Here is a 25,763-nt window from a genome sequence, read left to right as displayed (position 1 = left end):
GTCAACTTTTAAGTGCACGTAGATATTGTTTCACCTCGAACCAGAAAGGGCGAAGATCTTTCCAGCGGTTCACCTCGTGACGGGTTCTCAATCCAGGTGTAAAGAACCGCAATATCTCAACAAGTTTCTGGCCGAACGTGTAGACGTCGGCTGAGGATTTCAACACAAGGTAAAGCCGGTCCAGATCGCCGAGCAACCATCGCACTCTCCGGTGCTGCCAGCTTGCCTGCGGCACCGTTTGCCCGGTACTGGCCAGATACAACCACCAGGGGAAGTCGATTCCCGAATCAATGGCCAGCTGCAGCGACCCCCAGAAACGGGGATTCACTTCCATCAGGTAACCTGTACCACCGGGCGAAACCCTGAATTCCACCATTGCCACACCGTGCCAGCCGACACTGCGAAGCAACTTCTCTGCATGGGAACGCAGTTGATCATTGACCGGCGCGGATTCGCAAAGAACACTGACACCCCCGCCCGGTGGCTTTTCCCTCAGCCTGCGATGGGCGAAGAAACACACGGGTTCGCCATGATCAAACAGGGAAAAAATGCCCTGACCGGAGCCCTCGATAAAGGACTGTATGGTGAAAGGGAACTGAAAGAAAAAGTGGTTCTTCAGGGCATCGGTGGCTTCCCGGGCGGAGTGCGCAACCATAACCTGAGTTGAAACGATGGACGTGGACTGCAGAATCTTTGATTTGAAAGGCTTTAGCACCACCGGAAAGTGATTGATGGTCTCCAGTGCCTCAAGCCCTTCCTCTGCATTCGCGCAGAATATCGTCTCCGGCACGGGTACGTTCTGCTGAAGTGCCAGTTGGAATAGATTGTTCTTGTTGGCAAGCTGCTCCACCGAGTCCGTTTCCGGGAAGGGGAGCGTAACGTGCGCGGGCAGCTCGTCCCGATAGGCCAGAATAACGTAGGTGGTGGCTTCGGTTATGGGTAACAGAAACGAAATGTTCTGTTCATCGATCTGCCTCAGGAGATCGTCAAAAAACGGCCTGGGCGCGCTGAAAGGATCTGCATAGGTGATGCTCTGGCGACAATACCGGGAAAGCCCAGCCATGGAGGGCGCACAACTCTCACCGACAGCTACCCATAACCCCTTCGCTCCCAGTGAGCGCACTGCCGCGAGTGCTGCCCGTTGATTTCCGTCCAGCACCAGAATTCTGGGTTCCATAGGTAGCAACGTCCTGTGTTTTTACCAAGTGTTCAACTGAGGGGCGATTATCCTGCATAATGAGCTCGAATTCTATCGCAGCCGTCTTACAGTAACGTAGGAAACGCATTCAACAGGTCCCAGTGGCAACCCTGTTTGTGGCATGATAGAAGTCAAAAGGGAAATCAGTCAGCGTTCGGTTTGAATTAAAGGGAGATTATTCGTTGAGCCAGTGGGTGTACGAGCAGTTTGGCTCGAAACAGGGATTTGTCCGATTCATCTACCATCGCGCCCTGGCGTATGCAGGCGCCTACCGGCAGTACTCCCGGAAACCTGGCTCTATTGCCGACCGGCGGCTGGTGTTCATCTGTAGCGGAAATATATGCCGGAGCCCTCTGGCTGAGGTGTACGCCCGTAGCCTTGGGCTTGAGGCGGCGTCCTGCGGCCTGAACTGTGGTGATGCCTATCCCGCAGACCCCCGCGCCCGCGAATTTGCCAAGCAACAAGGGCTGAGCCTTGAAGGCCATAAAACGGTCAATGTCCGCGATTTTGAATTCAGGGCTTCGGACCTTGTCGTTGTAATGGAACCCTCCCATCTACACCAGTTCAAGGAAAAAGTAGGAACACAGTACTCACTGGTGCTTGCTGGAAGCTATTGCCGAAACCCGATACCGTACATCCACGACCCCTTCAATTGCTGCCCGGCGTTCTTCGCACGGTGCGAGACAACAGTAATGGAATCTGTGCGAGGGCTCTATGCGTAAGAAAGCCAAAGAAATTTCTGAGGAGGATCTCTATTCGCTGAATATCGGTATGAACTGGCGATATTTTAAAAGCGAAAGCTTTGCCTTCTGGATGATCTGCATGTACCTGTTTTTCGAGTATGTGCGCCCCCAATCGATCTACCCAATTATTGATTTTTTGCCCTGGACACAGTTAAGTATTATCGGTGCTCTCCTGGGGTGTTTTGCAGACCGAACCGTACGTTGGGTGTCCTCCTCCGTAAACGTTTTGCTGATTCTCTTTCTCATTACAATTCTGCTATCCAGTGCATTTGCTTATTTTCCCTCGGTATCGTTCGGTAAACTGGAAAATTACTACCTCTGGGTGATTATCTACTTTCTTATCATCAATATCGTTAATACCAGGAAGCGCTTTTTTATATTCCTTTGTATCTTTCTGGTGGCCTCTTTCAAGATTTCCTTGTCGCTAGCGATTTCGTGGGCAATGCGGGGCTTTTCCTTTACCACTTGGGGCCTTTCGGGTCCACCAGGGTTTTTTCAAAACTCCGGTGAGCTAGCCATCCAAATGCTGGTGTTCTGGCCCATCGCCTGGGCTTTTGCCCACTCGCTCAAGCCCCACATTACCAAGACTTGGTACTGGCTGCTCATGTTGATGCCCATTACTGCCATTATGGTAATTCTTGGTGCCAGTTCCCGTGGTGCGCAACTTGCGCTAATCGTTCAACTTGTAGTGATGAACTATCGAACCGTTTTCAAACCCAAAGTGCTCATATCCTGTGGCATAGCATTGGTCCTTTTGTGGACGTTTCTGCCGGAAGAACAAAAAGATCGGTTCCGCACGATGGGAGAAGACAGAACCTCTCAACAGCGCATTTTGTATTGGGAAAACGGGCTTGAAATGATCAAAGAGCATCCGGTTCTTGGAGTGGGTTATTTCAACTTTGTGCCGTATTTTTCGCGTTACTATGCAGATGACATTCTCCTTCATCGAGCCGAATTACCTCATAATATTATTATTCAGGTCGGCACAGACACGGGAGTTATCGGCTTAGCTATATTTTTGGCTCTACTTCTTATCGCATTCAGAAAGGCTCAGAGATTCCGTGCCGTTGGGTGTGAGAATAATCAAAAACTGATAGGCGCTTGTGCAAATCTTTCGTTAATCGGTTTTTTTGTGGCAGGCCAGTTTGTAACGGTTACCTATTATCCATTCCTTTGGATTCATCTGGCGCTTTTAGTGTCCATGCGAAACAGTTTTATGGAAGATTCTAAACGGAAAAAAGGAAGACCATGAAAATTCTTTGGCTGTCCCACCTCGTGCCTTATCCGCCAAAAGGGGGAGTCTTGCAGCGCACGTACAATATGATCAGAGAGGTGAGCAAGTATCATGACATTACCCTGGTTGCTTTCAATCAGGCAGGTTTCCTTTCGGCAAGCCTTCCTGATCAGGATGATCCACTGGAATTTGCCAAACAGGAATTACTGAGTATTGTCGAATCCATCCACGTGCTGGCAATCCCGGAAGATGCCCTGGTCGGAGGAAGATATCGGACGGCATTGAAGGCATTGATTAGTGCACGAGCCTATAATATGGAATGGCTCAGGTCGACAGAGGCCAGGCAAGCCATCGTTAAATTGCTCTCCGAGAACTCCTTTGATGCGGTGCACATCGATACCGTCAGTCTCTGCGTCTACTCTGACCTTTTTAAGGGAATCCCCGTGGTTCTCAACCATCACAATTTCGAGTCAGCCATGCTTGAATCGCGGTCCAGAACTGAGCAAAACCCGATAAAAAGTCTTTACTACAGATATGAGGCTTCGCGATTATTCAAAAGCGAGGCTCAGCATTGTAGATCTTCAGATCTTAATATCACCTGCTCGAACGACGACGCCGAGGCAATGGGGTCCGCCATTGGTGGTAAATTCCTCTCCGTTCCAAATGGTGTTGATGTCTCTTATTTTTATCCAAACCCCTCCGTCAGTGTGACAGAGAAGAGCATTGTGATTGTCGGTGGGCTATCCTGGTACCCGAACCGCGAAGCGGTGGAATACTTTATCCGCGAGATATGGCCTTTGATCAAGGAGCGGATTCCGGGGATGAGCGTGGATATCATCGGCCGTGGGCCGACTCCGGAGATGCTAAAGCTTGCAGCAACGGATGAATTGTTTCGTCTTCATGGCTTCGTCGATGATGTTCGAGACTACCTTTGGCGAGCGCAGTTTTATTTATGCCCCATCCGCACAGGTGGTGGGACAAAACTTAAGATTCTTGACGCCCTTGCCTCAGGGACCTGCATCATAGCGGACCCATTTGCCTGTAAGGGGATTGACGTCACTGATGGCAAAGATGTGTTGTTTGCCCGCACGCCCGAGGAGTACGTCTCAAACCTCCAGCGGTTGATAGATGACCCAGAATTGGAAAGGTCCTTGAGGTCATGGGGTCCTAAGTTGATACGGGAGAAATATTCGTATGATCGGATTGGCCGAGACTATGCTTATCAGCTTGGAAATCTAAATATTTCCAGTGAACGTTTTTAATTATATGGAAAATGCTTATTAGGGTGTCGTTACATTTAAATATCCCGGTCATGGTCAAATACGCACCGAGGGAGGCTTCATCGAGATAAATATGAAAAATCTATATGATATTCTTCCGATATTTTTTCAGAACCTAGCTATCTCTATTTATGGGTTTAAGTTAAGACGTGAGAGGCATGGAGTGGAGTACAGGAGGATACTTCAAGATATCGATCTGAGCCTTAGCCCCAGAGATAGCAAGCTAGAGAGTAGTATAATCCATTTCTTGATGGAGGCGGTCCACTCCGTTCCCGCTTACGGTGATGTTCTATCGGAATCGTCATTGAGAGACGAAGAAGAGATTAATGACGTTGTCTCAATTTTGAAAAAATTCCCGATCACTGATAAGAATAAGTTGAGAGAAAACCAAAAGTTTTATGTCTCGAATAAGCTGAAAGCGAAGGTTTTTATAAATCACACGAGCGGTTCAACCGGAACTCCGCTAGAGATAACAACAAATGCCCTTGCACTTCAATTTAACTATGCTTTTTTTCATCGTTTCCTTTTTGAAGTCGGGGTTAGTGAGTTTGAACGTTCAGCAACATTCGCCGGAAGAATTATTGTTCCAAAAAAACAGCGGTCATCTGTTTTCTGGCGTAAAAATTACGCCATGAATACACTTTTGCTGTCCTCGTATCATATTAGTAAAAAAAATGCTAAAGCATATTTTGACGCACTTGAGTCATGGAAGCCGACCTATATTGATAGTTATCCTTCTGCAATTTACGAGTTGGCTTCGTTGTTTAAAGAGCTTGATATTAAGCCGAGCGTTAATCTTAAAGCAATAGTTACCTCCTCGGAAACACTATTCCATTATCAAAGGAAACTGATAGAAGAAGTATTTGATTGCCCGGTATTTGACCATTACGGCTGCGCAGAGCAAGCGGTAGTTGCTTTTCAATTGAAAAGTGAAAAGAATGCACCTTATTTTGTTCCTGCTCAATATTGTTTGGTGGAGGTGCTTGACGACTCAGGTAATCCCGTTTCACCTGGCGACGAAGGGCGATTAATATGTACAAATTTATTCAATAGCTCAATGCCGCTGATTCGTTATGACATTGGTGATCGGGCTATACTCCATGAATATTATCCCGGCACTCCTTTTGCAAAAAACCTGGCTCGCATAAGTGGCAGAGTAGATGACGTAATTACGACCATCGAAGGGGTAAAAGTCGGCCGGCTAGACCCAATTCTAAAGGGGCTGAAGGGAATAAAGGAAGCTCAAATTGTACAGCATTCTTTTAATTTGATTGAGATCCGTCTGGTTCTGTTCGATGGTGCGAGTATTGATGAGAAAAAATTGGTCGGTCTTTTGCGGGATAGGGTAGGCGATAGTTTTAGCATTGATGTTGAGTATGTAAAATCAATACCGAGAAACAAGTCCGGAAAATTTAGATCGGTTATATCGAAGGTATAAAATTTAAATTAAGTTAAAAATGAGAAGTTATCGATTATACGTAGCCTGTGCAACATGACGATGCAAGTTTTGGATTCTAGCCAGAAAACAAGGAATAGGTTATGGCTGTATTCTCTATTGACAAGATTACTGACTTTGAAGGTGACGAAAAAAAAAAAGCTCCGAACACCATCTTTTAACGGTCGGGTCGAAGTGGAGGGTTCGCTTCGATGGAAGTGTGGCCAAGCACACAGAACTGGGAGAGTGGGCTTTCATCTGGTACGGAGAGGCAAATACCGAGCCTGGTCTCAAGCGCGTGGAGGATTTGCTAGCCTCCGGCCATCTTACCGAGCTTTGGGGCTTCCGCGGGGTGTTAGTTGCGATCAACAAGGTTGATGGCTGCTTTTATGTTTTCAATGATGGGTATGGCTCGTTTCCGGTGTATGTAAACAGTTCACCTAAAACCGGGGAACCAATCGTTTCTGACGCCATGCGTGCCTTTGAAGGGCAGGACATTGATTGGGCGTCGTTTTACCAATTTCTCAGTTTTGGATATATTTTTGGTGGCCACTCTCTCTTTCACGGTATATCCCGACTGGAAGCCAACCATGGCCTGAAGGTCGAGTATGGTGAAGAGCAACCGGTGATTTCCCGGTTCCCGCTGAAGAATTTCTGGACCATTTCGGCTAATTCAAGCATAGACGACCTGATTGATATTTTTCGCGTCGAAGCAGAAGGCTTCGGGGATGCGCAAGTAATGATGTCAGGAGGGTGGGATTCGAGGCTGTTGCTATCCGTTCTGGAGCACAAGAAACCTTTGCTATTTACCCATGGCGACCTTCAAAGCAGGGAAGTCGCAATAGTCCGAGATATCGCGTCGACCTGTGGCCTTCCTCTTGTAGAGCATAGCTTCGAACCAAGGGATTTCCGGGCAGGCCTTTTTTCCAATTACTTGGAAAAAAACGAATCAGCAATGTTTGCACATTGGCACACTGCGGGCTTACACGCTTCGCAGAACGAGTTGGTGATGACGGCTGGTACTTTTGGAGAGGTTCTTGGGGGCCACTACGGTACCCTGAACACACTTCCGGGAAAGAAAAAGTATGCGTCGTTGTTTATGCATATGCTCGGGGCAGGGGCGCTTCTAGACGACGTTATGCACCTGCACGATCAGCAAACCGTGCTGAAATACCTCAGAATGTCCAATTACGGAGTGTTCTGGTTTGTAGAGAGTCAGCTAGCTGAAAACCTCCGTTCAAGGGAGCTGATTGAGCAATCTAATCTGCGATTAGGCGCATTATTTCATTCTTATGAAGAACAAGGGATGGAGGATGCTCAGGCAATGTTCGAAAGGTTTTATACGGAACACCGGGGAGGGCAATACATTAACCGGCAGTTGACGAATGCTGCGCAAGGAAGCGGGTTCCGTAATATATTTACGAATAGAGAATTGCTTGCGGCCGGTCCTTCGATTTCGTTTTCACAACGTGCGCACAATAAGATTAATAAGGCGATCATTAAGAGGCTGAACCCAAAACTGCTCGATTTTCCTATGGCGGCAACTTTGGCAAATGCCCGCAGGCCTTTATTGGTCCAGGAAAGCTCCAGAGCCGCCAGAAAATTTGCCGAGAACAATTCGGTTGTGCTCTCTCTGTACAAAAAGCTATCGCGTTATGGGGACCGCAGTTTTGGATGGAATAACTTCGGCGAAATTGTTAGTCAGGAATTGATAGAAAGGCTTTCGCATCTATTGTCCGATAAGATCTGGAATCACGAAAGACTGAACACGGCTGTGCAATCACATTACCCCGCTAACATGTACCCGCTTTTTGATATGATTTCGAAGGCAATTACTATCAATTACATCCTCCAGTATAATCCCGCCGTTTTTGACGGGATTCAAAAGTAGGACAGGCATGGTTGCCAATGATTGATCAGCTTAAGTGGCAGCATTTAGGCGTTTGAAAGTTGCACTGCCGGCCTCCACCTATTTTGAAACAGATAAAACAGGAGGATTGGGCGCATTTCCCGATAACCCGGCTTTCAGGCCAGCTGAATCAAGAAGCGATTCCTCAGAAACGGTTATGTGATCTATGAGCCACTCGGTGGATCGCGAGTAAGGGCTGTTGGCCCAGCCCATAAAATAACCTGCGTTCCAGCCTTGGGGGCCTGAGCTTGGTTTCGAAAGCAACACATCAGTTCGTTTATGAAATTGTTCTCTTTCGCTTGCAGGCTCGTTTTCCCATCGACGCCACATTTCTATGATGCCGTCCCGCGTATAGGTGTCCGAAGAAGCTTTGAGGTGAATGGTGATTTCCATCCACCGCCCTTGGTCTGCTGGTGATATGAAATCATGGTGTTGTTGGTGGCCTTCCTTCCCGCCTGCTTCTCCTTCGTTGAAGGAGACCGCAAGCCGGCTTGAGCCATCAGATGTCCCCCAAAACTCCCATACAACGGTAGCGCCCTCTCCATGCTGAGAATAGCCGTCCATCCATATCGAGAGAAATTTGTGGTTATTGGGTGAGGATTGCCCATGATAGTAGTTTATCGGAACTCTAACCCAATACTGGAGCCAAAGGTTTTCATAAGCGCCTCCGAGATTGAAGCGTTGCTCTGACATGTTACTCCCAGCTGCATATCGAAACCTCAAACTGTGCTCGCCATGTTTAGGGTCCCAATCACGTCCACTAGGAATTGCTACATCTCTGTCGCCATTGTTGTAGACCACGGCTTCGGAAGTAACAATGGATGTCCTGTTGTTTCGGCTCCAGTCAAACCCCGCCGCATTTGTCGCTGACATATCTCCGGATTCGAAGGACTCTATGATCAGCGGCTCGCCATTGGCCGTGCTAGCCAGAAGAGACGCGAAGGCCAGCGCCGTGAGGTGTTTGAGGTGTGCCATATAGATCATGCTCCCGAACTGTGATGTGGTGGCAGTATAGCGGATTTGACACAATTTTGCGTTCCGTAAGGTTGCGATTTGGTTACTGCTTGTGAGCTGCCGAGATACAGTTCACGCTTATGTCTGCTTAGGCGGAGGACGAGAATGCGAACGTCGGCTTCCATTGGTTTTGGTTGATTGATTTGGGTTTTGCGGTACCATCGTGCTCGCAGTTAAACGAAAAGGATTTCTGATGACTCTGAATGTCGAAAGCAAACGGAAGGTTCTTCTGTATAGGGCAAAGAGGCGGGGTCGGAGTTGCGTAAAGGGACTGTATCAACGTCTTAATCCTTCCCAATATGTACATCGAGTTTTCGTTCTTGGTAGCTGTCGGTCAGGTACTGACATCCTAGCTCATTATTCAAGCAAAGGCTGGAGTGATGAGCTTGTCAGTCAGGATATCGCAAAAGCTTTTTCCAACTGGCGCCTAAGGGGTCTGGATGCGGTCGAGCAGGCAGTGGACTCCAGTGGAGCTGAAGTAGTGTTGTTAAGGCCCATTGCAGAAACGCTTTGGGAACGGGAGTTCCTGACCGAATGCCCTTTTGCTGCTGTTATATTTGTTGTTCGTAATCCCCGCTATGCGATTAATTCAATGGTACGCTTTTTCGGTAAGGCTCAAGTGTGCGCGTTCAAAAATTGGGTAGAAACAGACTTTGCCCGGAAGTCACAGGCACTCGCTGACCTCAGGAAGTTCATTCCGAACCAGTGTCATGCTGACCTGTCCGTTGAAAATGCTGCCGGACTGAAGTGGCTTCTTTATGAAAGCTTCTACCTGTTCCTCGATCAGCAGTCGAACCCCCGTCTCACCAAGATCCGGTATGAACGCTTGGTACAGGAGCCGGATGAAATCATGCGAGAGGCCTGCGCTTTTCTTGGGATAAAGTGGTCTTCCGCCATGACCAATGAGGTTTACGCGTGTTCCGTTAGCAAAAATCGCAAGCCGGGTCTGTCGCCTGCTATTGAGAAGCAAAGTAGTGAATTCTGGGGGCGGTTAAATATCGAGACACGTCAGAACTATTCTTCGGCCACCTCAATTGTTTAAACGTTTTTAAGGTTGTCATCATGTCACCGCTAAAGATCGGGCACGCCGCCAGGCAGTATCCCGAAGTGCGAAATATCATCGGTTGTGTCGAGGGTGCGAGTTACCACCTTTGCCGTGATTACTACTCCTTGTTAAGAAAGGTTGGGCCACTTTTTGGTGCGGACCCTTCCTCTGACCTTTCTTCTGACCATCAATTCCAGTTCCGCGATTTTGGCCTCAATCGGGTTGACTGTCTCCATTTGTTTAACGGCATTAGTTACTCCCGAACGCCGTGGATTACGACTTATGAAACTTTGGTTCCACGCTTCCGGTTTGCGTTGAAGAGTCATTTGTCGGATTCACAAACAGTACGTTCGTCACCGGCAACGATTCAAGCAGTTGAGCTGCTCGCTTCAGATCGATGTATGGGTCTCATTGCATTGTCTGATAGCGCTAGACAGTTGCAGGGGCAGTTTCTCGATCATTTCCCTGAGTTCAAGGATGGTATTGAGCGTAAAACAACCGTTTTGCATCCGCCGCAGCGGCCATTGGTGGATGCTGGGGCGGCGGTATCGTACCCCTATGAAGGTCAAGAGGGGATCACTTTTATGATGATTGGCCACGAATTTTTCCGTAAGGGCGGTGAAGAGGTTGTTGCTGCACTTGCCGAGGCTCGCCGGAGCAGCGGTGTCGATGTGCGGTTAATCATTGTTAGTCGACTTAAGCCGGACTCCTATGCGACTGGCACGAACGAAGAGGATATCGTCCGCATTAGAGCGATGCTTGAAGATAACCAAGAATGGATAGAGCATTACCAGTCCCTTCCTTATAGCGAGGTGCTCGTAAAGATGCGATCGTGTGACGTTGGCCTCCTCCCGTCTTACGCTGAAACCTATGGCTATTCCGTGCTGGAATTCCAGGCATGTGGCCGCCCTGTGATAACAACGAACGTTCGGGCGTTTCCGGAGATTAATAGTAATGACCGGGGCTGGCTTATTCCTGTTGATAAAAAACCGATAGGGGGTGAGGCCTATTTGCGTGTTCCTGAACGTAGAGAGGCGCTGTCCCAAGCAATCAGAGATGGCCTAATGGAGATTTTTCAAGATATATTAGAAAACCCGGCGCAAATAAAGCGTAAAGGGCACCAGGCACTCTCTTATATTCGATCGTTCCATGACCCCCGGCTTTTTGGCGAAAAATTACGGTCGATTTACGAGGCCTGCCTTTGATATTTCCTCTGATGAAAGAATGAGTATGCAGGGTTATGGTTTTCCTGCTTATCTGGCGAATACCTAGCTGTTACTAAGGAGTTAGTTTCATGTTGATTGATATCGTTGCCGGTGCCCGACCTAACTTTATGAAAATTGCGCCCATTATCCGCGCGTTAAAGCAGCGCCAAGAGGCCGGTAGTACTCTTTCCTATCGTCTGGTGCATACCGGGCAGCATTATGATGTGAGTATGTCCGGAGCTTTCTTTGAGCAATTGGGCCTGCCACATCCAGATGTTAATCTTGAAGTCGGTGGAGGTACCCAGGCGGAACAGACGGGCGGTATCATGGCTCGTTACGAAGCGTTATTGATGGAGTCTCCCAGCGCGCTATGCATGGTCGTCGGGGACGTGACCTCGACCATGGCGTGTGCGATAACTGCACAGAAGCTTGGGGTGCCGGTTGCGCATGTTGAAGCTGGCATCCGGTCGGGTGACTGGTCAATGCCTGAGGAAATAAACCGTATGGTCACGGACAGTATTACCAACTGGTTTTTCACAACAAGCGAGTGGGCAGGAAGCAATCTGCGCAAGGCGGGTATAGGTGAGGAACGTATATTTTGGGTAGGTAATACAATGATTGATACGCTCCTTACAAACCTCGCTAGGCTGAGCCCGCCTCAGGTCTGGGACGATCAGAACCTCAGAAAAGGAGAATACTTTGTTATTACGATGCACCGCCCGGCGAACGTTGATTCATCCGGGAGGTTTACAGAAACGTTACGCTCAATCGGTCAGCACACTCGCGGTTTACCCGTTGTATTCCCCGTTCACCCCCGTACTGCCAAGACGCTCAGGGAAATTATTGACCTCCCGGACAATTTTATTTTGGCTGAGCCACAGCCCTACCTTCAGTTCAATTATTTAGTCAGGAATGCTAAGGCAGTCATTACCGATTCAGGAGGCATAACGGAGGAGACCACCGTAATGGGGGTGCCTTGTCTGACCCTGCGAGATACAACAGAGCGGCCCGAGACAGTGGACCTTGGAACCAACGAACTGATTGGTACTAATCCAGAGGCGATAGGCCCCGCGTTATCCCGATTATTCGCCGGCGAATGGAAGAAAGGAAGTATACCGCCTCTCTGGGATGGAAAAACCGGAGAGCGCATCGTTCAGGAATTGGAGAAGCTGTTGCTACCAAATTCGCGCTAGCTAATTTAAAAAACGTGGCGGCAAACTGCTTTGAATTCCCGTGAGCAGTTTTCCAAGCTGTAGTGAGAGTTAGCTTTCTCTCGAGCTTTCGATCCCATTACCCGCCTTTCTTGGTCGTCCGATATCAGCCGATTCAGGAATGCAGCAGCGTTACTACAATTATTTTTTTCGTAAACGAAGCCATTTTTCCCATGGTCAATGGCTTGTTTGACGGAAGGGATGTCTGGCACCAACACTGGTAAACCGGCGCTCATGTACTCAACGATCGAGAGTGAGAAGCCCTCTCCCAGAGCAGCATGCATAGCGACGTCGGCTACGCTGACAAAATCCCGCGCGTCGGTTCTAAACCCGGGCATTAAAACACGATTGTCCAGCCCCAGGTCACTAACTTTCTGTTTGAGCTCGGGATATGCTGGTCCATCACCGATCAGCAGGAACACAAGGCTGTGGTCTGGATTGAGCTGCCGGAGCGCCGCTGCCGTGTCGATGATAAAATCAAAACGTTTATAGGGGTGGGCCCGACCGGTTGTTATACAAATCTGACTGTCTGTAGGAATATTCAGGTTTCTCAGGAGCGATTCCCGGGACCTTTGAGTTTTCTGGACCGGCGGAATGCCGTTCTGAACCACGTGACACCGATGGGCAGGCAACCTCCCGTTTTCGATGCTTCGGGTGCGCATCAACTCCGACACACACAACTGGCTGTCGGCGCAAACAAAGGGAAGTCTGTGTCTAATAAATTTGAACAGGCCTTTAATTCCTCCAACTGGAGGCCGGTCGCCAGGGGTATGGTCATGTACGACAATTTTTTTAACGCCTGCCTGGCGCAGTGCTGCATACCGGGGGTTGTACCATGCGCGATCCGTGAAATAAATGTAATGGATGTTGTTGTCTTGTATAAAATTTCTGATATTTTTCATTGGCCAGGGAGACGAAGCTGGAAACTCGAGCTCAATAGGAGTGATGCTACTGCCACTGAGCGCCTCCGGAAGCGAGGTGATAGTTGGGTATGCAAGAAAAGTTTTTGAGCCTGATGCTGCAAACGCATCTGCGATAAGGGTCCAGAAATGTTCCATCAGCCACCAGGCGTATCCGACGTCGGAGGGGTAGTTTGATACCAAGAGAATATTTCCGTCGCAGTTTTGTACCATAAGCTCACGTGGTGTCCATTTTGTTGAGGGGAAAGGTCTGCAGCGTCCCGGCTGCGACAGCATTCCGAAAAGCATAACGATTTAGTGCTTAAATACAACGCTGAAAATAGGATACTGGCATAATCCTTTCCAATATAATCTGTTAGAATCCCTCGTTGTTCTGTAATGATAGGTTCCAGCAGGTCGCAGAGGGATTCTTTAAAGAGGTCGCACAGGATGTCGCCGAGGTTAGCCGTAGTTATTAATAAGGATGGGAGCCAGCTATCACCATCCGAAACTTTTCTTCACGCCCACATCAATAATCTCCCCTACCAGTGTTTTTCCCTGATTGGCAATCCGGGTTATCGGGTGGTCCGCGAAGGATCTTGCGGGCCAGGTAGGTATCTGGCTTCCAGAGCCCTCGTTCCGCTGGCTTCTCGTTGGCTGACGAGGCATGTGATGGGAGTCACGGTAGCGGCCCAAGACACCCGTGCGTTCGTAAAAATGCTGGAGAGAGATCGTATAGATGTCGTGCTAGCAGAGTACGGTCCGACAGCGGTTTCAGTTATGGAGGCTTGCAGGCTGGCTGGTGTGCCGCTGGTCGTTCATTTTCATGGTTACGACGCGTATATGACTCACATTATCGAAGAGTTCGGCACGCAGTACCGTCGGTTATTTGATATCTCCAGTGCAATTATCGGTGTGTCACGGCACATGTGTGATCAATTAATCCGGCTTGGGGCACCTGCGGAAAAGGTCCGCTTCAATGCTTGCGGGGCAGAGGTCAGTCAACGTAAAAAGCCAAATGACCGGAAGTGTGGCCATCGTTTTGCCATGATTGGGCGATTGGTGGAAAAAAAAGCCCCGTTTGTCTCTTTGATGGCTTTTGCCCAGGTTAGTGCCAGCGTCCCAGACGCCACGCTGGAAATAGTTGGAGATGGCCCATTAACTGCGGCGACACAGCAAATGGTTCGAGCGCTAGGCATAGAAGACAAGGTGACACTGCACGGTGCACAATCCCACGACTTTGTGATGGCAGTACTGGAAAGATCCGACTACTTTCTGCAGCACTCGGTCGAGGCACCCAATGGAGACATGGAAGGTACGCCCGTCGGAGTGCTCGAAGCAATGGGGCTGGGACTGCCCGTCGTGAGTACGCGACATGGAGGCATTTGCGACATCATATCGGAGAATGAGACCGGAATCCTGGTCGATGAGTACGATGTGGAAGGGATGGCCCAGGCTATGCGATGTCTTTGTGAAAACAGGGAGCTTGCCATACAGATGGGGGAGAAAGCCCGCAAGTCAGTTGTTGATAACTGGACGTCAGAGAAGAGTATCGCCCGACTCGCGGAAATTATCCGCTTTGCAACATGCTGATAGTAACGCCCTACGTAGGAATTGTTCTCGTCAAATGGAGCTAACGAGATGAAGATTGGTTACTTATACGACCTCCAGGCATACCCTCCTAAGGGTGGGAATCATATCCATGTGTTTGAGTTGATTCGTGGATTTGTTGATAGTGGACATAACGTCGCAGTACTGGGAGATCCCACCATGCCAGACGTGCAGAATTTTGACGGGGAAGGTGATGCGTCGGTTTCTGCTTTCGTTGCGTTTTGCGACGTGATTTACGCTCGGGTCGATTCTCGCTCCCTGGAGAGTTGGAGACACCTTAGAAAAGCCATGGAGGAGGCAGATTCGAGCGTTCCAGTAGTTTGGGAGATAAATTCGCCAGCTGATGAAAATCTCGCCTTCTCTTGGTTAGGCGGCAGGCAAGCCGGACAAAGTGAGTCGTGGTTCAGGTGGGTAAGGCGTTGGTTTCACGCAGCCCGGCAAGCGCCCGGAATTCGGCGGGAAGAGCGCTTCAGAAAGAAACTGGCACAGAGGGTAGATGCTGCAGTATGTGTTTCTTCATCGATGGGAAGGTATGCCGGTAATAAATTGGGTATTGGTCAGGTAGTAGTGGCACCGAACGGTGGACCACTAGTCTCCGAGGAAGAGATTATTCGTCGTCGCAAAAACAGGGAGAACGACAAATTCACGGTGTTTTATAGTGGTAGCGCGATCTACCCTTGGCAAGGCTTGGATTTGCTGGCTGCGGCAATTGAGTTGGCTAAAACCGAAGCGCCAGACATCCGTTTTGTCCTCGCCGTTAATCAGCGATCAGATAATCTTCCCCAGGGAGACAATGTTGTTATCAAGGAGAAAATACCACGGGACGAGGTGCTCAACGAGATATGTAGAGCGGACGTATGCATTGCTTTGCACCCCGATTGGTACTGGACTCCTCACGGTGTACATGGTTCTCCAACAAAGCTTTGGGAGTATATGGCCTGCATGACCCCTGTGGTTACTTCCAACCGTGGCCAAATGGCAGAGTTGGTCCAGCACGAAAAGAATGGGTTGCTTACGAGTGACGAGCCTGCGGATATCCTGGCGCAAATTATGAAACTTCGTGACGACTCTGGCCTGGCAATGGCTGTCGGACGAGCTGGGTGGGAGTTGGTTCAGGAGAAGCTTAACTGGCCGAATGTGGCAAGAGAGACCTTAGATACCTTCCATCGGTCGATTCAGCGCAGAACGGGAGCCCGGTGAATGGCAGTCAGTAAAGTCAAACGTGCCTTCCACACCTTGTATCCGCTTGGAACAGGGCGAGGCAAAGTAATCGTTGCTGGTATGCCGAAGTCTGGCACAACCGCCATCGCATCGTTGCTCGCTAAAGCAATTGATGAAAATGTCTGTAGCGACCCGTTTCACAGGCTGGACGAGTTGGAAGTCAAGTACCGAGAGCACTTGTTTGCAGGCGATTTTCCACTTTCTCGCCTATGGCGGGCCCATCGGGATGTATTCAGCGGTACTGTTGTCAAAGATCCGAACTTCCCATTTTTCCTGGATGACTTTGAGAGCTTCTTGCCTGAAGCAAAACGTGTGTTTATTGTCAGAAATCCATTCGATAATATTCGTAGTATTTTGAACCGCCTCGAATTACCGGCAGATCCTCTGCATGGCGAGCACAAGCTTCCACGTTTCGCCAGAGGAGGTTGGTTTCATGTTTTGAACGGAGTATCACCAGACCTCCCCGGCAACAACTATCTAGAAAAGATGGCATGGCGATGGCGAATATCAGCGGAGCACTATTTGAAAGCTCGGCATCCTCTCCGATTGATTCGTTATGAAGACTTTCGCTCCGATAAAGTCGCTCAGGTGAGGCAGCTTGCTGCGGATCTTGGATTCAAAGCAACAAAAGATATTTCGGGGCTGGTTGATATTCAGTATCAACCCAGAGGCGACAATTCAGGGAGCTACGAAGCATTTTTTGGTGAAGAGAATCTTTCAATGATTGAACAGATTGTCGGGCCGCAACTGGAGCCCTTTGGGTATGGTGAATAATAAGAATAGAAAGCGGATTTTGATCACAAACATTGTGACTCTGAATCCGGGTGATGCGGCGATTTTACAGGGAATGTTTCAGATATTACGGCGGAAGTACGGTGAAAACGCCGACATCGTTGTGTTTGACCGTTTAGCTGCTGCAGCATCCAGATACTATCCCTGGGCATCGTTCCGCCAGTCCGTTTTTGGTAATTCACCCAAAGGAAAAATAGCTCGTGGGTTGCGAAGATTTGGTTACGGCCACTGGAGTGACCGTCTGCGTTATTGGTTTTTGCGATCTTGTGTAGCTCTTATTCGTTCGGGGTTTGCGATAATTCCCCGAACTCTAATTCGTCAGGAGGATTACTCTGCACTGAAAGAGTATTGTGCGGCGGACGTGGTAATCAGTACTGGCGGGACCTATTTAATTGAAAACTACAATTTATGGCCGGCGATCTATGATTACCGTTTGACACTTGCTTGTGGGCGCCCGCTCGTATTTTTTACTCAATCTTTGGGGCCCTACCATAACGCAAAATACCAAGCAGCATTCAGGCATATATTTAGGCACTCGTATGGCATTTTTCTACGCGATGAGAAGTCCTGGGGCCATGTGGCTGAATTAGGTGTTGGCGAGAACAATATTGTTCTCGGAAAAGATGCAGCCTTTGTTCTGAAACCGCAGAAAACACTGTCCGCTCCCCGGGATAGTGTGCTCGAAGCGAAACAGGAATTGAAGGTTGCTGTCTCTGTTAGAAGTCTCCATTTTTTTGACGAACCGGATAAAGGTCTGGAAAGCAACTATGTATCTTGCATAGTTGCAATGGTCGAGCAGGTAGTTCGAGAGTTCGGCGCAGAAGTTACTTTCCTTTCTACGTGTCAGGGCATTGATGAATATTGGACAGACGATGCGGATTACGCACAAAAGATTTTCGAGAATCTTTCTTCCGATGTAACACCGTACGTTAACCTGGATACAGCTTTTCGGCAGCCAGTAGAAGTAGTTGAGGCCTATCAGGAATTCGATCTCGTGATTGCTACTCGAATGCATGCCGCCATTCTGGGGCTTGTGGCTGGTACGCCAGTTTTGGGCATTGCCTACGAATTTAAACTTGAAGAATTGTTCCATCAGCTCGGAATGGACGCAGCAAGACTCTCGACAAAGTCCATGGGACCTGAGCAATCACGGGCAGTGGTCTCTGACATGCTGGTTAACCTGATTGACTGGCAGGAAAAGGTACGATCAGTTCAGGAAGACTGCAGCCGGCAGGCAATATCGGTGATGGATAAACTGCCTGATGTCTGACTTCAGAGGTAGAGTTCTCAAAGCTCTTAGCTGGACAGCGGGTGGAAAGGTGGTGAGCCAGGTCATCTCGATGGGGTTCGGCATTGCCCTCGCAAGGATGCTGACCCCGGATGACTTTGGTCTGATCGCCATGATGATGGTGTTTACCGGCTTCGCAGGCCTTCTGATGGACGTTGGGCTCGGGTCAGCTCTGGTTCAGAAAAAGGATGTACAGGAGATACACTACAACACCGTATTCTGGACCAACCTGGGATTGGGCGTGGGGCTGTGGGCACTTGTATCTTCGCTTTCTCCCTTCATCGCGGAATTTTACGGACGAGAAGAGCTGACTGATCTGGGGCTGGTTCTCTCCCTTCAGTTTATTCTTGGAGCCCTCGGGCTGGTGCCCCGCCAGCGCCTGGTAAAAGATCTTTCCTTTCAGGTTACAGCGGTAGCAGATCTGCTGGGGATGATCGTTGGCGGTACCATTGCGGTGTTTATGGTCAGCCAAGGCTATGGATACTGGGGCCTTGCCTGGCAACCGGTAATACTCCGGTTTGTGGCAACATGCTACGTATGGGGCGCTGCGCGCTGGGTGCCTGCCATGGCTTTCAGTGGTGAAGCACTAAAAGAACTTTTCGGCTTCAGTTTTTATGTATTTGCTACAAGGGTCATCCGGTTCGCGACGATGAAAGCGGACAAACTGCTGGCGGGCAAATATATAGGTGGTGATGCGGCAGGATTATTGGACAAAGCGCACTCAATGATGCTTTTCCCGCTTCAGAATGTATCTCACACTGTTGGCAGCGTGATGTTTCCAGCGTTGAGCCTGATCCAGTCCGACAGACAACGAATCCGGAAAGTCTATATGCGGAGCACCCAGGCTATTGCTCTGCTTACATTTCCAATGATGGCGGGAATCTTCGCCGTTTCCGAAAACTTTGTGTTCGGAGTTCTTGGCGAGCAATGGGCAGAGCTTGTGCCACTTTTGCAGATACTCTGTCTGGCAGGTGTGGCCCGCTCCATCGTGACGGTAACCGGCGCGATATACCTATCACTTGGGCGCGCCAAGCTCCAGTTCAAGGTTAACCTGCTGACCCGCCCGATTGCGCTAGCAGGCGTTATTGCCGGCCTCCCATGGGGGGTAGAAGGTATCGTGATCGGAATGACCACGGCGACCTGGATCAATAGCCTGATTACCTTATCGATTGCGGGGCGGTTGATTAATTTGAGCCTGCTTGAACTGATGTTGTCTTTTTTCCGCACATTGGCCGCAGCCGTTCTCATGGCCATCGGGATTATTCTGCTCGACCGGGTGCTGTATGGAATTGGCCCGCTGGGGTCCTTCGGGATCCAGGTACTGGCTGGCGGAGGCCTTTATGTAATGTTCGCCTTTGTACTAAGAATCAAGGCGTTAACGGATGTTCTGGATATCCTGAAGTCTCAGTTTGCTAAACGGCGGAGCAACGTTTAGATTTTGTTGCCGGACTAATAACAGGAGGTTATGGCGTGCCTTTGTACAAGGACCAGTTCTCGGAATCTCATGACTTCCCGCGGCGGGAGGGGCCGGATAAAACACTGGTTATTGCCTCCACTCCTCGCTGCGGTAGTCACATGTTGGGCCATACTTTACATCAGGCTGGTTCCTTCGGCTTCCCTTTGGAGTATGCAAACCCGGTAAACCTGAAGGAGTGGAAAAGGCGGATTGAAACTGAGAGTACAGAACGCGTTATCCGGGAGCTGACACAGAGAAGAACCTCCCCGAATGGTGTGTTTGGTATCAAGCTTCACTACACCCATATCAATGTGCTTGGCGGCTTTGACAGGGTTCAGTCGCTTTTTCCAGACGCACACTACGTGCTTCTTTCCCGTAAAGGCATTCTGAAGCAGGCTGTTTCTCTGGCGATCGCCAGGCAAACCGGAGTGTGGATTGTGGGGCAGGAACCGAAAAACGATAACCCTCCCCAGTATCGTTTCGAACAGATTGAAAGATGTCTGCGGGAAGTAATCCTTGATAATGCTTCCTGGCGCTACACGCTCGCCGCGAATGGCTGCCGCTATATTGAAATGGACTTTGATTCCGTTCGGAAGAGTCTGGGAACCAGCGTGCAAACCATCGCCGACTTTGTGGGTGTCCAGCTAGATGACAGCCAGACGCAGGAGGAGCACGTAACGTCCAGGCAGGGTAGTAGTCTTAACGACGAGTGGGTAGCACAGTTCGTCCGGGATTTTGAGAATAGCCGTAGAGAGCTGATCTCTCCGGACCCGGGATTAAAGCGCAGACTGCTGACAAAGGTCAGGAAGATGTTGTCGGCAGGTTAACACCCCTGGGTAAAGACAGGATGTTGGTGTATAGCTCCACGTATTTCCTGGCGTTCTCCCGGCTACTGAATTTGTTTTCGAATTCAGGGGGGGAGCTTAGGCTTTGGGATGGTGCTTCCGTGTCGCCAGTTTGAGCCTGTCGTGGCAGTATTGACAGAACCTTGTCTGCATAGGCAGCAGGGGTTTGTTCGTCCACCAGTGCCCCCCGTTTCCAACCAGAAAGTACCTCCGGAATTCCACCAACGTTGTGGGCAACCACCGGGATTCCCAGGGTGGCGGCTTCCAGTAACGTCATGGGCAGTCCTTCATGATCGGAGGGCATTATCAGCGCATCCAGCTTTCTGATTTTCTTCATCGCGGGATTTACAAAACCTTTAAAACTGATTCGCTCACTGACCCCCAGCTCCAAAGCCAGCTTTTTAAGGCTCTCTTCCAGAGGCCCATTACCAATGACTGCTCCGCGGCAGGGGTAACCCCAGTCGTTCAGCGTGGCGATCATTCTGATGAAAAGGTCCACGCGTTTGACGGGGACCAGCCTGCCCACAATCCCCAGCAAGGCCTCCTTGTTCGGGCCTTTGTCAGTTTCTGGGGGCCAGGTTTGCCGGAGTTCTTCAACGTTGACGAAATTGAAAATCTTGAACACCTTACCCGGAAATGTCACTTGCAAAGATTGTTCAAGCTGGGTGGAAACCGCAATAGCAGCCTGTTGGCGTAGTCGGCCAAGCCAGATGTCCAGGCGGCTGGTTAGCCATTTATGCGGCTTTCTGAAAGAGAACCCGTGCTCAGGGTTGCCATGGACGGTTCTGACTGAATAGGGCGCCCTGGCCATTTCCTTGCCGAGCACGCCCAACACGTTTTCCTTGAAACCGTGGGTGTGAACGATGTCTGTACCCTGCATTTTGCAATGGGTGGCAATAGCTTTTGCGATGGATAGGGCGCCGGTGCTGGTCTCGTCGGCAAGGGTAACGGGGATGCCGAGCGCCAACAGTTTGTCGTGTAGAATGCCGGGGTTGAAGACGACAGCGGTCACGGAAATATCCTCGCGAGCACTGAGGGCCTGGCACAGGTTGTAGACCTGAACTTCGGCTCCGGCCCACAGGTCTCCTGAAATAATCTGCGTTACGGTAACAGGGGGCGTGGTCGGTTGTTCAGTCATGCCAGGCTGCGCCCTATGGTGGCCAGTAACGTGCGGGCGGTTGAACTGTTTCCGTCGTGGAGGTTGAAACGATGGAGATCGAAATCGTTTCGGCTGGCTCTGTTCCAACCGGTTTTGGTTGTACAGGCGGCCTGGTAGTGGTCTGCAACAAGCTGTTCGCCGCCGTCGGTTATGTCGCCGTTGGGGTAACAGAAGATCGGCACACTGGCGACGTTCATCGTCTCCAGGTCTGACTGGCACCCGGCAATCTGTTCCTCAAGCGCCTCTTTACTGTTCAGGCGGTTAAGGCGGAAATGATTTCGGGTGTGGGCGCCATATTTGACCAGATTCTCTCCGGACATTTCTTCCAGTTCCGTGTGTTGCAAAATAGCGGGCGCCTGATCAGCCTCGTTGGTGTCAGCGGTGAGGGAAGAGGCGGCGTGCTGCAGGTGCCCGATAATAGTGGCGTCATCCAGGTCTTTGAGGCGGTTGATTATTTCATCGGCCTCCAGGAGTGACAGCGGCGTGGATTTGTTGCCAGCATCGCCGAGGTAAGGCTGGAGCCACGCAAGTGATTGATCGCTCAGACTGATACCGGGAGTGCGGAGCAACCTGATAACTTTTTCAGGCCAGAAGGTGTCGCGTGTGTCTACCATGCCGGTAACGAGAAAGATGGTGGCTGGTATCTGCTCCTGGCGGAGCACGGGGTAGCCGTACAGGTAGTTGTCCCTCCAGCCATCATCAAAGGTAAAGGCGACTGATAGTGCTGGCAGGGCTTCGCCGGCGTTTTTCTTGCGGAGCCATTCATCAAGATGGACAGGGGTGGCGCCTAACGAGCGAACCAGCGTTATGTGCCGCTGCAGGTTTGCGGGTGAAATAACCATCCCGGGTTGTTCCCGCGTCCGTTCGCCGGCGTATTCCGGCAGCACCCGGTGGTAGGTCAGGATGATCAGGGTAGGGCTGCGGGTAAGTTTCAGGCGCATCCATCCATAAGCGGCGAACGCGCTGAGCATCCAGAATTTTAAAAAGGATCGTAGGGTAGCCACGCCTTTTGCCTCCGTCGGCCAAGCCTGTGGTTTTGGCGCAATCGTCCATGTATAGTTTGCTGGCACAGTGATTCTGCCAGTCACTGGATTGAAAGTCATCATCAGGTTCACAGGGACGGATTGTAATGCTGAAGGGCTTGTTCTGGATTTCTGTTTTCGGCGTATTGTTCAGCTATTTTCTTTACCCTCTTCTACTTCGCTTTTCCCCACGTCGGCCTGGCGCCAAAGAACTACATTCAGCATCGACCGTGCCTCTGCGTGTTTCCCTGATTGTTACTGCCCATAACGAAGAAGGCCGTATCCGGGAGAAAATCGAGAACTGCCTCCAACTGACGTATCCGGATCTGGAGTTGATTATCGCTTCGGATGCCTCTGGCGACGGAACAGACCAGATCGTCAGGGAGTATGCCGATCAGGGGGTCCGGCTCGCCAGGGCAGAAGAACGCAAAGGAAAGGAGCACGCGCAGTTACAGGCAATTAAGGCGTCTACAGGGGAGATCCTGATTTTCTCGGATGTGGCAACATCCATTCCGGAAGATGCGATTGAGAGAATGGCCAGGTATTTTGATGACCCCGCCGTTGGCGCTGTATCCAGTGAGGACCGGTTTGTCAGCCGTGATGGCACCGTGGCCGGTGAAGGTGCCTATGTTCGCTATGAAATGTGGTTGCGAGGCGTTGAATCCGACCGGGCTGGCCTTGTGGGGCTGAGTGGCTCTTTCTTTGCCGCCCGGCGCGAAGTCTGCGATGAAGACTGGGATATCTACTCCCCGAGTGATTTCAATACGGCCCTGAACAGCGCCCGGAAAGGGCTTGTGGCGGTCACTGCGTCCGATGTGCTTGGCTATTATCACGATGTAGCGGATGCCTCCAAAGAGTATCAACGCAAAATACGCACGATTATCCGGGGCCTGACAGCGCTGAGCCGTCATCCTGAAGTACTGAACCCGTTCCGGTTCGGCTGGTTTTCCTTTCAGGTGTTCGGCCACAAGCTGATGCGGTGGGCGGTGCCCTGGTTCCAGATCTTGTTGTTTGTGACTTCTGTATTGCTGGCCGGCAAAGGAGCTATTTATTCCCTCGCACTGTTGGCCCAGCTGCTGTTCTACGGGGTTGTCATCGTCGGGCACGTTAAGCCCGGGCTTCGGGAGCGTACTGTGTTCAAGATTCCCTATTTCTTTGTTCAGGTGAACCTGGCCATCGCCCGTGCCACCATCGATTTTCTCAAAGGCCGGCGAATGACGGTCTGGACACCTTCCAAGCGGTGATAAGTATGTTGAGACCGGTCGGAAGCCGTGTGCCGGCGCCTGCTTCAGGTGCAGCCCTGCACCTGCCCTGGGAGGATAGTTACGACACGTGGCGCATGGGTTCGGGTACAGAGGCTCTGTCTGCCGCAGTGTTGTTGGCGATCCGCAGCTCCGGCCTGAACAACTCGGTGCCGGAAGTCATTCTGCCTGCCTATGGGTGCCCGGATCTTGTTGCGGCCGTGGTGGCGCAGGGTGCAAAACCGGTACTGGTCGATACACTGCCTGACCGCCCTTTCATGGATCCGGAAGAATTGCCCAATGCCTTTTCCGGTGCCACCGTTGCTGTGATTGCCGTGGGCTTTCTGGGGGTGCCCGAGCAATTGACTGTGCTCGCGAGCCTGTGCCGCGAAAGGGACGTCTGGCTTGTTGAAGATTCCGCCCAGTGTTTTCCTCCAGAATGTGCCCGCGAGCCGATTGCGGATTGTGTGGTGCTGAGTTTTGGTCGTGGTAAGCCTATCAATCTGATGGGCGGTGGAGCTTTACTGGTTCGTAGCGACCATCGTGCAGGGGCCGCTGAAATATTGTTCACGCTGCCCGAAAAGCCGTTGAACATTGACTGGAAGTGGAAAGCCCGGCGATATATTTTCAACTTTCTTCTGGGACGGTTCGGCTATGGCCTGCTGAGGCGGGTTCCGTTTCTCGGGTTGGGCGCTACGGTGTACAAACCTCTGGCCAGCCTAAGCCGTGAAGCGCTTCCGGATGCGCTCCTTGAAGCGGGGATTCGTAGTGCCGAACACTGGCCCGGAATTGCGGTGAACTATGTCACGCAACTGGACTTCCTTGAGGCTCGCGGCTGGAAGCCGTTTATGGCCAATGAAGTTGCGGACGGCAGCCGGGCAGGCCAGGTGACATTACGATATGGATTGCTGGCGCCGGACCAGGAAAGCAGGGACAAAGCTATTGAGGCGTTGACCGACAAGGGTGTCGGTGCCAATGCCTTTTACGGGCAGGTATTGCCGGCCATAGAGGGTGTGCCAGGCTACCTTGGCAGGGCGGCCAGTGATTATCCCAATGCGGAATCCTTTGCTGGCAGATTGCTCACCCTGCCAAGTCATGAAGATGTCACCGACAGGGACCTGGCAATAATTGCAGCAACGCTTGACAAGATCACCAGCCAAACTAAAAAATGACCCGAGTTGGTCGTTCATGGCCAGTCGGTCCTTCCCGCTGTTTTAGTCTTTTCTGCCGCTGTATTGACTTCAGGAAGAGGTTTTGCCGGTCATCCGGCCTCAATTATCTAAGGATAGGATGTGCAGTATGAAACGTATAATCTTCTGTAGTCTTTTGCTTGCCTTGACGTGTGACGTAAGCGCGAAGCCTTTTTATTCCTATGATCTGTATGGAACGGTTACAGGGGATGCTGCTGCGGCAGATTCGCTGGCTGATGTGGACATTGGGGATGAGTTCCTTATCCGGCTGGATATCGGGAAGCAGGATTCCGGAGAGCACAGCATTTCTTTTCAGGGTGTTATCGGCGGTTGGACTATCTTCGAGCAAGAGACCAACGGTTTTTACCATTGGGGTGACTGGTCGCCGGAGCGCCTGTACACAACCGGCAGTCTCTCTCCGCTTGCTCCCCCTGAAGGGAGCGGATCGACGGTGCACCCCAACGATATCTACCTCACGTTGTTGGGTATGGAACAAACGGGCACAGTGCCAATACCCGAGGAAAATCGGTTAGTCCGCGACACCGGCGAGATCAATCTGGATCAGTTTCACTCAGGGGGCTTTCAGTTCTGGTTCTTCAACCAGATGGATGGTAGCTCGCAGAGTTCAGAGCACGACCTTTTCGGCAGAATTACCCGCATTATGAAGGTGCCCGAGCCTGGCACCCTGGTGCTTTCAGTGCTTGGGCTTGCCTTTTTGCTCATTAAGCGACACAAGTGCCATCTGCGATAAAGACGACGATTATA

Annotated in this window: 22 protein-coding genes; 17 read left to right on the top strand and 5 right to left on the bottom strand. The window is 50.6% G+C overall.

Annotated elements, in window-relative coordinates; translation table 11 throughout:
• Window position 1 precedes the first annotated feature (1 nt).
• Window positions 2–1,177 carry an ATP-grasp domain-containing protein gene (locus tag ABJM11_RS21440; protein WP_348295393.1) on the bottom strand — a complete coding sequence of 392 codons (1,176 nt, stop codon included), beginning with the start codon at window positions 1,175–1,177 and terminating at the stop codon, window positions 2–4.
• 203 nt (window positions 1,178–1,380) lie between these two features.
• Between ABJM11_RS21440 and ABJM11_RS21435 the strand changes: the two genes are divergently transcribed.
• From ABJM11_RS21435 to ABJM11_RS21415, 5 genes are all read left to right on the top strand, one after another.
• Entirely contained in the window at window positions 1,381–1,920 is a 540-nt protein-coding gene (locus tag ABJM11_RS21435; protein ID WP_348295392.1) for a hypothetical protein, read from the top strand.
• Window positions 1,913–3,193, top strand: coding sequence for an O-antigen ligase family protein (locus ABJM11_RS21430; protein WP_348295391.1), 1,281 nt, complete (start codon window positions 1,913–1,915; stop codon window positions 3,191–3,193). Before ABJM11_RS21435 ends, ABJM11_RS21430 begins: the two co-directional genes overlap by 8 nt.
• Window positions 3,190–4,437 carry a glycosyltransferase family 4 protein gene (locus tag ABJM11_RS21425; RefSeq protein WP_348295390.1) on the top strand — a complete coding sequence of 416 codons (1,248 nt, stop codon included), beginning with the start codon at window positions 3,190–3,192 and terminating at the stop codon, window positions 4,435–4,437. The genes ABJM11_RS21430 and ABJM11_RS21425 overlap by 4 nt, the downstream gene beginning before the upstream one ends.
• A 322-nt stretch (window positions 4,438–4,759) precedes the next feature.
• Entirely contained in the window at window positions 4,760–5,893 is a 1,134-nt protein-coding gene (locus tag ABJM11_RS21420) for an AMP-binding protein (RefSeq protein ID WP_348295389.1), read from the top strand.
• Window positions 5,894–6,110: 217 nt separating this feature from the next.
• Window positions 6,111–7,781, top strand: coding sequence for a hypothetical protein (locus ABJM11_RS21415; RefSeq protein WP_348295388.1), 1,671 nt, complete (start codon window positions 6,111–6,113; stop codon window positions 7,779–7,781).
• A gap of 78 nt (window positions 7,782–7,859) precedes the next feature.
• Here the strand turns inward: ABJM11_RS21415 and ABJM11_RS21410 are convergent, their stop codons facing one another.
• Window positions 7,860–8,774: a hypothetical protein gene (locus ABJM11_RS21410; RefSeq protein WP_348295387.1), complete on the bottom strand. Its 915-nt coding sequence runs from the start codon at window positions 8,772–8,774 to the stop codon at window positions 7,860–7,862.
• 232 nt (window positions 8,775–9,006) lie between these two features.
• On the opposite strand from ABJM11_RS21410, the gene ABJM11_RS21405 reads away from it, so the two are divergent.
• The 3 genes from ABJM11_RS21405 to wecB all read left to right on the top strand — a co-directional run bounded on the left by ABJM11_RS21405 (window position 9,007) and on the right by wecB (window position 12,256).
• The gene (locus ABJM11_RS21405; protein WP_348295386.1) at window positions 9,007–9,855 is read left to right on the top strand and encodes a sulfotransferase domain-containing protein; all 849 of its coding nucleotides are present in this window, start codon (window positions 9,007–9,009) and stop codon (window positions 9,853–9,855) included.
• Between the two features lie 20 nt (window positions 9,856–9,875).
• Entirely contained in the window at window positions 9,876–11,063 is a 1,188-nt protein-coding gene (locus ABJM11_RS21400; protein WP_348295385.1) for a glycosyltransferase family 4 protein, read from the top strand.
• Between the two features lie 89 nt (window positions 11,064–11,152).
• Complete coding sequence (gene wecB / locus ABJM11_RS21395) at window positions 11,153–12,256, top strand: non-hydrolyzing UDP-N-acetylglucosamine 2-epimerase (RefSeq protein WP_348295384.1); 1,104 nt, start codon at window positions 11,153–11,155, stop codon at window positions 12,254–12,256.
• Window positions 12,257–12,261: 5 nt separating this feature from the next.
• Here the strand turns inward: wecB and ABJM11_RS21390 are convergent, their stop codons facing one another.
• Complete coding sequence (locus ABJM11_RS21390; protein ID WP_348295383.1) at window positions 12,262–13,377, bottom strand: glycosyltransferase family 4 protein; 1,116 nt, start codon at window positions 13,375–13,377, stop codon at window positions 12,262–12,264.
• A 195-nt stretch (window positions 13,378–13,572) separates the two neighbouring features.
• Between ABJM11_RS21390 and ABJM11_RS21385 the strand changes: the two genes are divergently transcribed.
• The 6 genes from ABJM11_RS21385 to ABJM11_RS21360 are packed head-to-tail and all read left to right on the top strand — an operon-like array spanning window position 13,573 to window position 20,368.
• A complete protein-coding gene (locus tag ABJM11_RS21385; RefSeq protein ID WP_348295382.1) occupies window positions 13,573–14,766 on the top strand; it encodes a glycosyltransferase in 1,194 nt (397 codons plus the stop codon).
• 48 nt (window positions 14,767–14,814) lie between these two features.
• The gene (locus ABJM11_RS21380) at window positions 14,815–15,984 is read left to right on the top strand and encodes a glycosyltransferase (RefSeq protein ID WP_348295381.1); all 1,170 of its coding nucleotides are present in this window, start codon (window positions 14,815–14,817) and stop codon (window positions 15,982–15,984) included.
• Window positions 15,985–16,779 (top strand): sulfotransferase, encoded by a 795-nt coding sequence (locus ABJM11_RS21375; RefSeq protein WP_348295380.1) that lies wholly within the window; start codon window positions 15,985–15,987, stop codon window positions 16,777–16,779.
• A complete protein-coding gene (locus tag ABJM11_RS21370) occupies window positions 16,769–18,067 on the top strand; it encodes a polysaccharide pyruvyl transferase family protein (RefSeq protein WP_348295379.1) in 1,299 nt (432 codons plus the stop codon). Before ABJM11_RS21375 ends, ABJM11_RS21370 begins: the two co-directional genes overlap by 11 nt.
• Window positions 18,060–19,520 carry a lipopolysaccharide biosynthesis protein gene (locus tag ABJM11_RS21365; RefSeq protein WP_348295378.1) on the top strand — a complete coding sequence of 487 codons (1,461 nt, stop codon included), beginning with the start codon at window positions 18,060–18,062 and terminating at the stop codon, window positions 19,518–19,520. Before ABJM11_RS21370 ends, ABJM11_RS21365 begins: the two co-directional genes overlap by 8 nt.
• Window positions 19,521–19,555: 35 nt before the next feature.
• Window positions 19,556–20,368: a Stf0 family sulfotransferase gene (locus ABJM11_RS21360; protein ID WP_348295377.1), complete on the top strand. Its 813-nt coding sequence runs from the start codon at window positions 19,556–19,558 to the stop codon at window positions 20,366–20,368.
• Here ABJM11_RS21360 and ABJM11_RS21355 read toward each other — a convergent pair.
• Both ABJM11_RS21355 and ABJM11_RS21350 read right to left on the bottom strand, forming a co-directional pair.
• Window positions 20,343–21,524 carry a glycosyltransferase gene (locus ABJM11_RS21355; RefSeq protein WP_348295376.1) on the bottom strand — a complete coding sequence of 394 codons (1,182 nt, stop codon included), beginning with the start codon at window positions 21,522–21,524 and terminating at the stop codon, window positions 20,343–20,345. The genes ABJM11_RS21360 and ABJM11_RS21355 overlap by 26 nt on opposite strands.
• Window positions 21,521–22,549, bottom strand: a complete 1,029-nt coding sequence (locus ABJM11_RS21350; protein ID WP_348295375.1) for a polysaccharide deacetylase family protein — start codon at window positions 22,547–22,549, stop codon at window positions 21,521–21,523. The genes ABJM11_RS21355 and ABJM11_RS21350 overlap by 4 nt, the downstream gene beginning before the upstream one ends.
• 248 nt (window positions 22,550–22,797) lie before the next feature.
• Between ABJM11_RS21350 and ABJM11_RS21345 the strand changes: the two genes are divergently transcribed.
• The 3 genes from ABJM11_RS21345 (at window position 22,798) to ABJM11_RS21335 (ending at window position 25,749) form a co-directional block, all read left to right on the top strand.
• Entirely contained in the window at window positions 22,798–23,811 is a 1,014-nt protein-coding gene (locus tag ABJM11_RS21345) for a glycosyltransferase (RefSeq protein WP_348295374.1), read from the top strand.
• Window positions 23,812–23,816: 5 nt separating this feature from the next.
• Window positions 23,817–24,980, top strand: coding sequence for a DegT/DnrJ/EryC1/StrS family aminotransferase (locus tag ABJM11_RS21340; RefSeq protein ID WP_348295373.1), 1,164 nt, complete (start codon window positions 23,817–23,819; stop codon window positions 24,978–24,980).
• 127 nt (window positions 24,981–25,107) lie between these two features.
• Window positions 25,108–25,749, top strand: a complete 642-nt coding sequence (locus ABJM11_RS21335; protein ID WP_348295372.1) for a PEP-CTERM sorting domain-containing protein — start codon at window positions 25,108–25,110, stop codon at window positions 25,747–25,749.
• The last annotated feature ends 14 nt before the right edge of the window (window positions 25,750–25,763 follow it).

The organism is Marinobacter sp. (genome assembly GCF_039977835.1).
Taxonomy (GTDB): Bacteria; Pseudomonadota; Gammaproteobacteria; order Pseudomonadales; family Oleiphilaceae; genus Marinobacter.
The sequence above is the reverse complement of the archived record's forward strand: the minus strand, read 5'-3'. Positions and strand labels throughout refer to the sequence as shown.

Excerpts from the sequence above, each read along its gene's own strand:
- wecB (WP_348295384.1), top strand. The coding sequence starts at position 11,153 with ATGTTGATTGATATCGTTGCCGGTGCCCGACCTAACTTTATGAAAATT.
- ABJM11_RS21355 (WP_348295376.1), bottom strand. The coding sequence starts at position 21,524 with ATGACTGAACAACCGACCACGCCCCCTGTTACCGTAACGCAGATTATT.
- ABJM11_RS21425 (WP_348295390.1), top strand. The coding sequence starts at position 3,190 with ATGAAAATTCTTTGGCTGTCCCACCTCGTGCCTTATCCGCCAAAAGGG.
- ABJM11_RS21440 (WP_348295393.1), bottom strand. The coding sequence starts at position 1,177 with ATGGAACCCAGAATTCTGGTGCTGGACGGAAATCAACGGGCAGCACTC.
- ABJM11_RS21375 (WP_348295380.1), top strand. The coding sequence starts at position 15,985 with ATGGCAGTCAGTAAAGTCAAACGTGCCTTCCACACCTTGTATCCGCTT.
- ABJM11_RS21335 (WP_348295372.1), top strand. The coding sequence starts at position 25,108 with ATGAAACGTATAATCTTCTGTAGTCTTTTGCTTGCCTTGACGTGTGAC.
- ABJM11_RS21405 (WP_348295386.1), top strand. The coding sequence starts at position 9,007 with ATGACTCTGAATGTCGAAAGCAAACGGAAGGTTCTTCTGTATAGGGCA.
- ABJM11_RS21365 (WP_348295378.1), top strand. The coding sequence starts at position 18,060 with ATGTCTGACTTCAGAGGTAGAGTTCTCAAAGCTCTTAGCTGGACAGCG.
- ABJM11_RS21385 (WP_348295382.1), top strand. The coding sequence starts at position 13,573 with ATGATAGGTTCCAGCAGGTCGCAGAGGGATTCTTTAAAGAGGTCGCAC.
- ABJM11_RS21380 (WP_348295381.1), top strand. The coding sequence starts at position 14,815 with ATGAAGATTGGTTACTTATACGACCTCCAGGCATACCCTCCTAAGGGT.
- ABJM11_RS21370 (WP_348295379.1), top strand. The coding sequence starts at position 16,769 with ATGGTGAATAATAAGAATAGAAAGCGGATTTTGATCACAAACATTGTG.
- ABJM11_RS21410 (WP_348295387.1), bottom strand. The coding sequence starts at position 8,774 with ATGGCACACCTCAAACACCTCACGGCGCTGGCCTTCGCGTCTCTTCTG.
- ABJM11_RS21340 (WP_348295373.1), top strand. The coding sequence starts at position 23,817 with ATGTTGAGACCGGTCGGAAGCCGTGTGCCGGCGCCTGCTTCAGGTGCA.
- ABJM11_RS21430 (WP_348295391.1), top strand. The coding sequence starts at position 1,913 with ATGCGTAAGAAAGCCAAAGAAATTTCTGAGGAGGATCTCTATTCGCTG.
- ABJM11_RS21400 (WP_348295385.1), top strand. The coding sequence starts at position 9,876 with ATGTCACCGCTAAAGATCGGGCACGCCGCCAGGCAGTATCCCGAAGTG.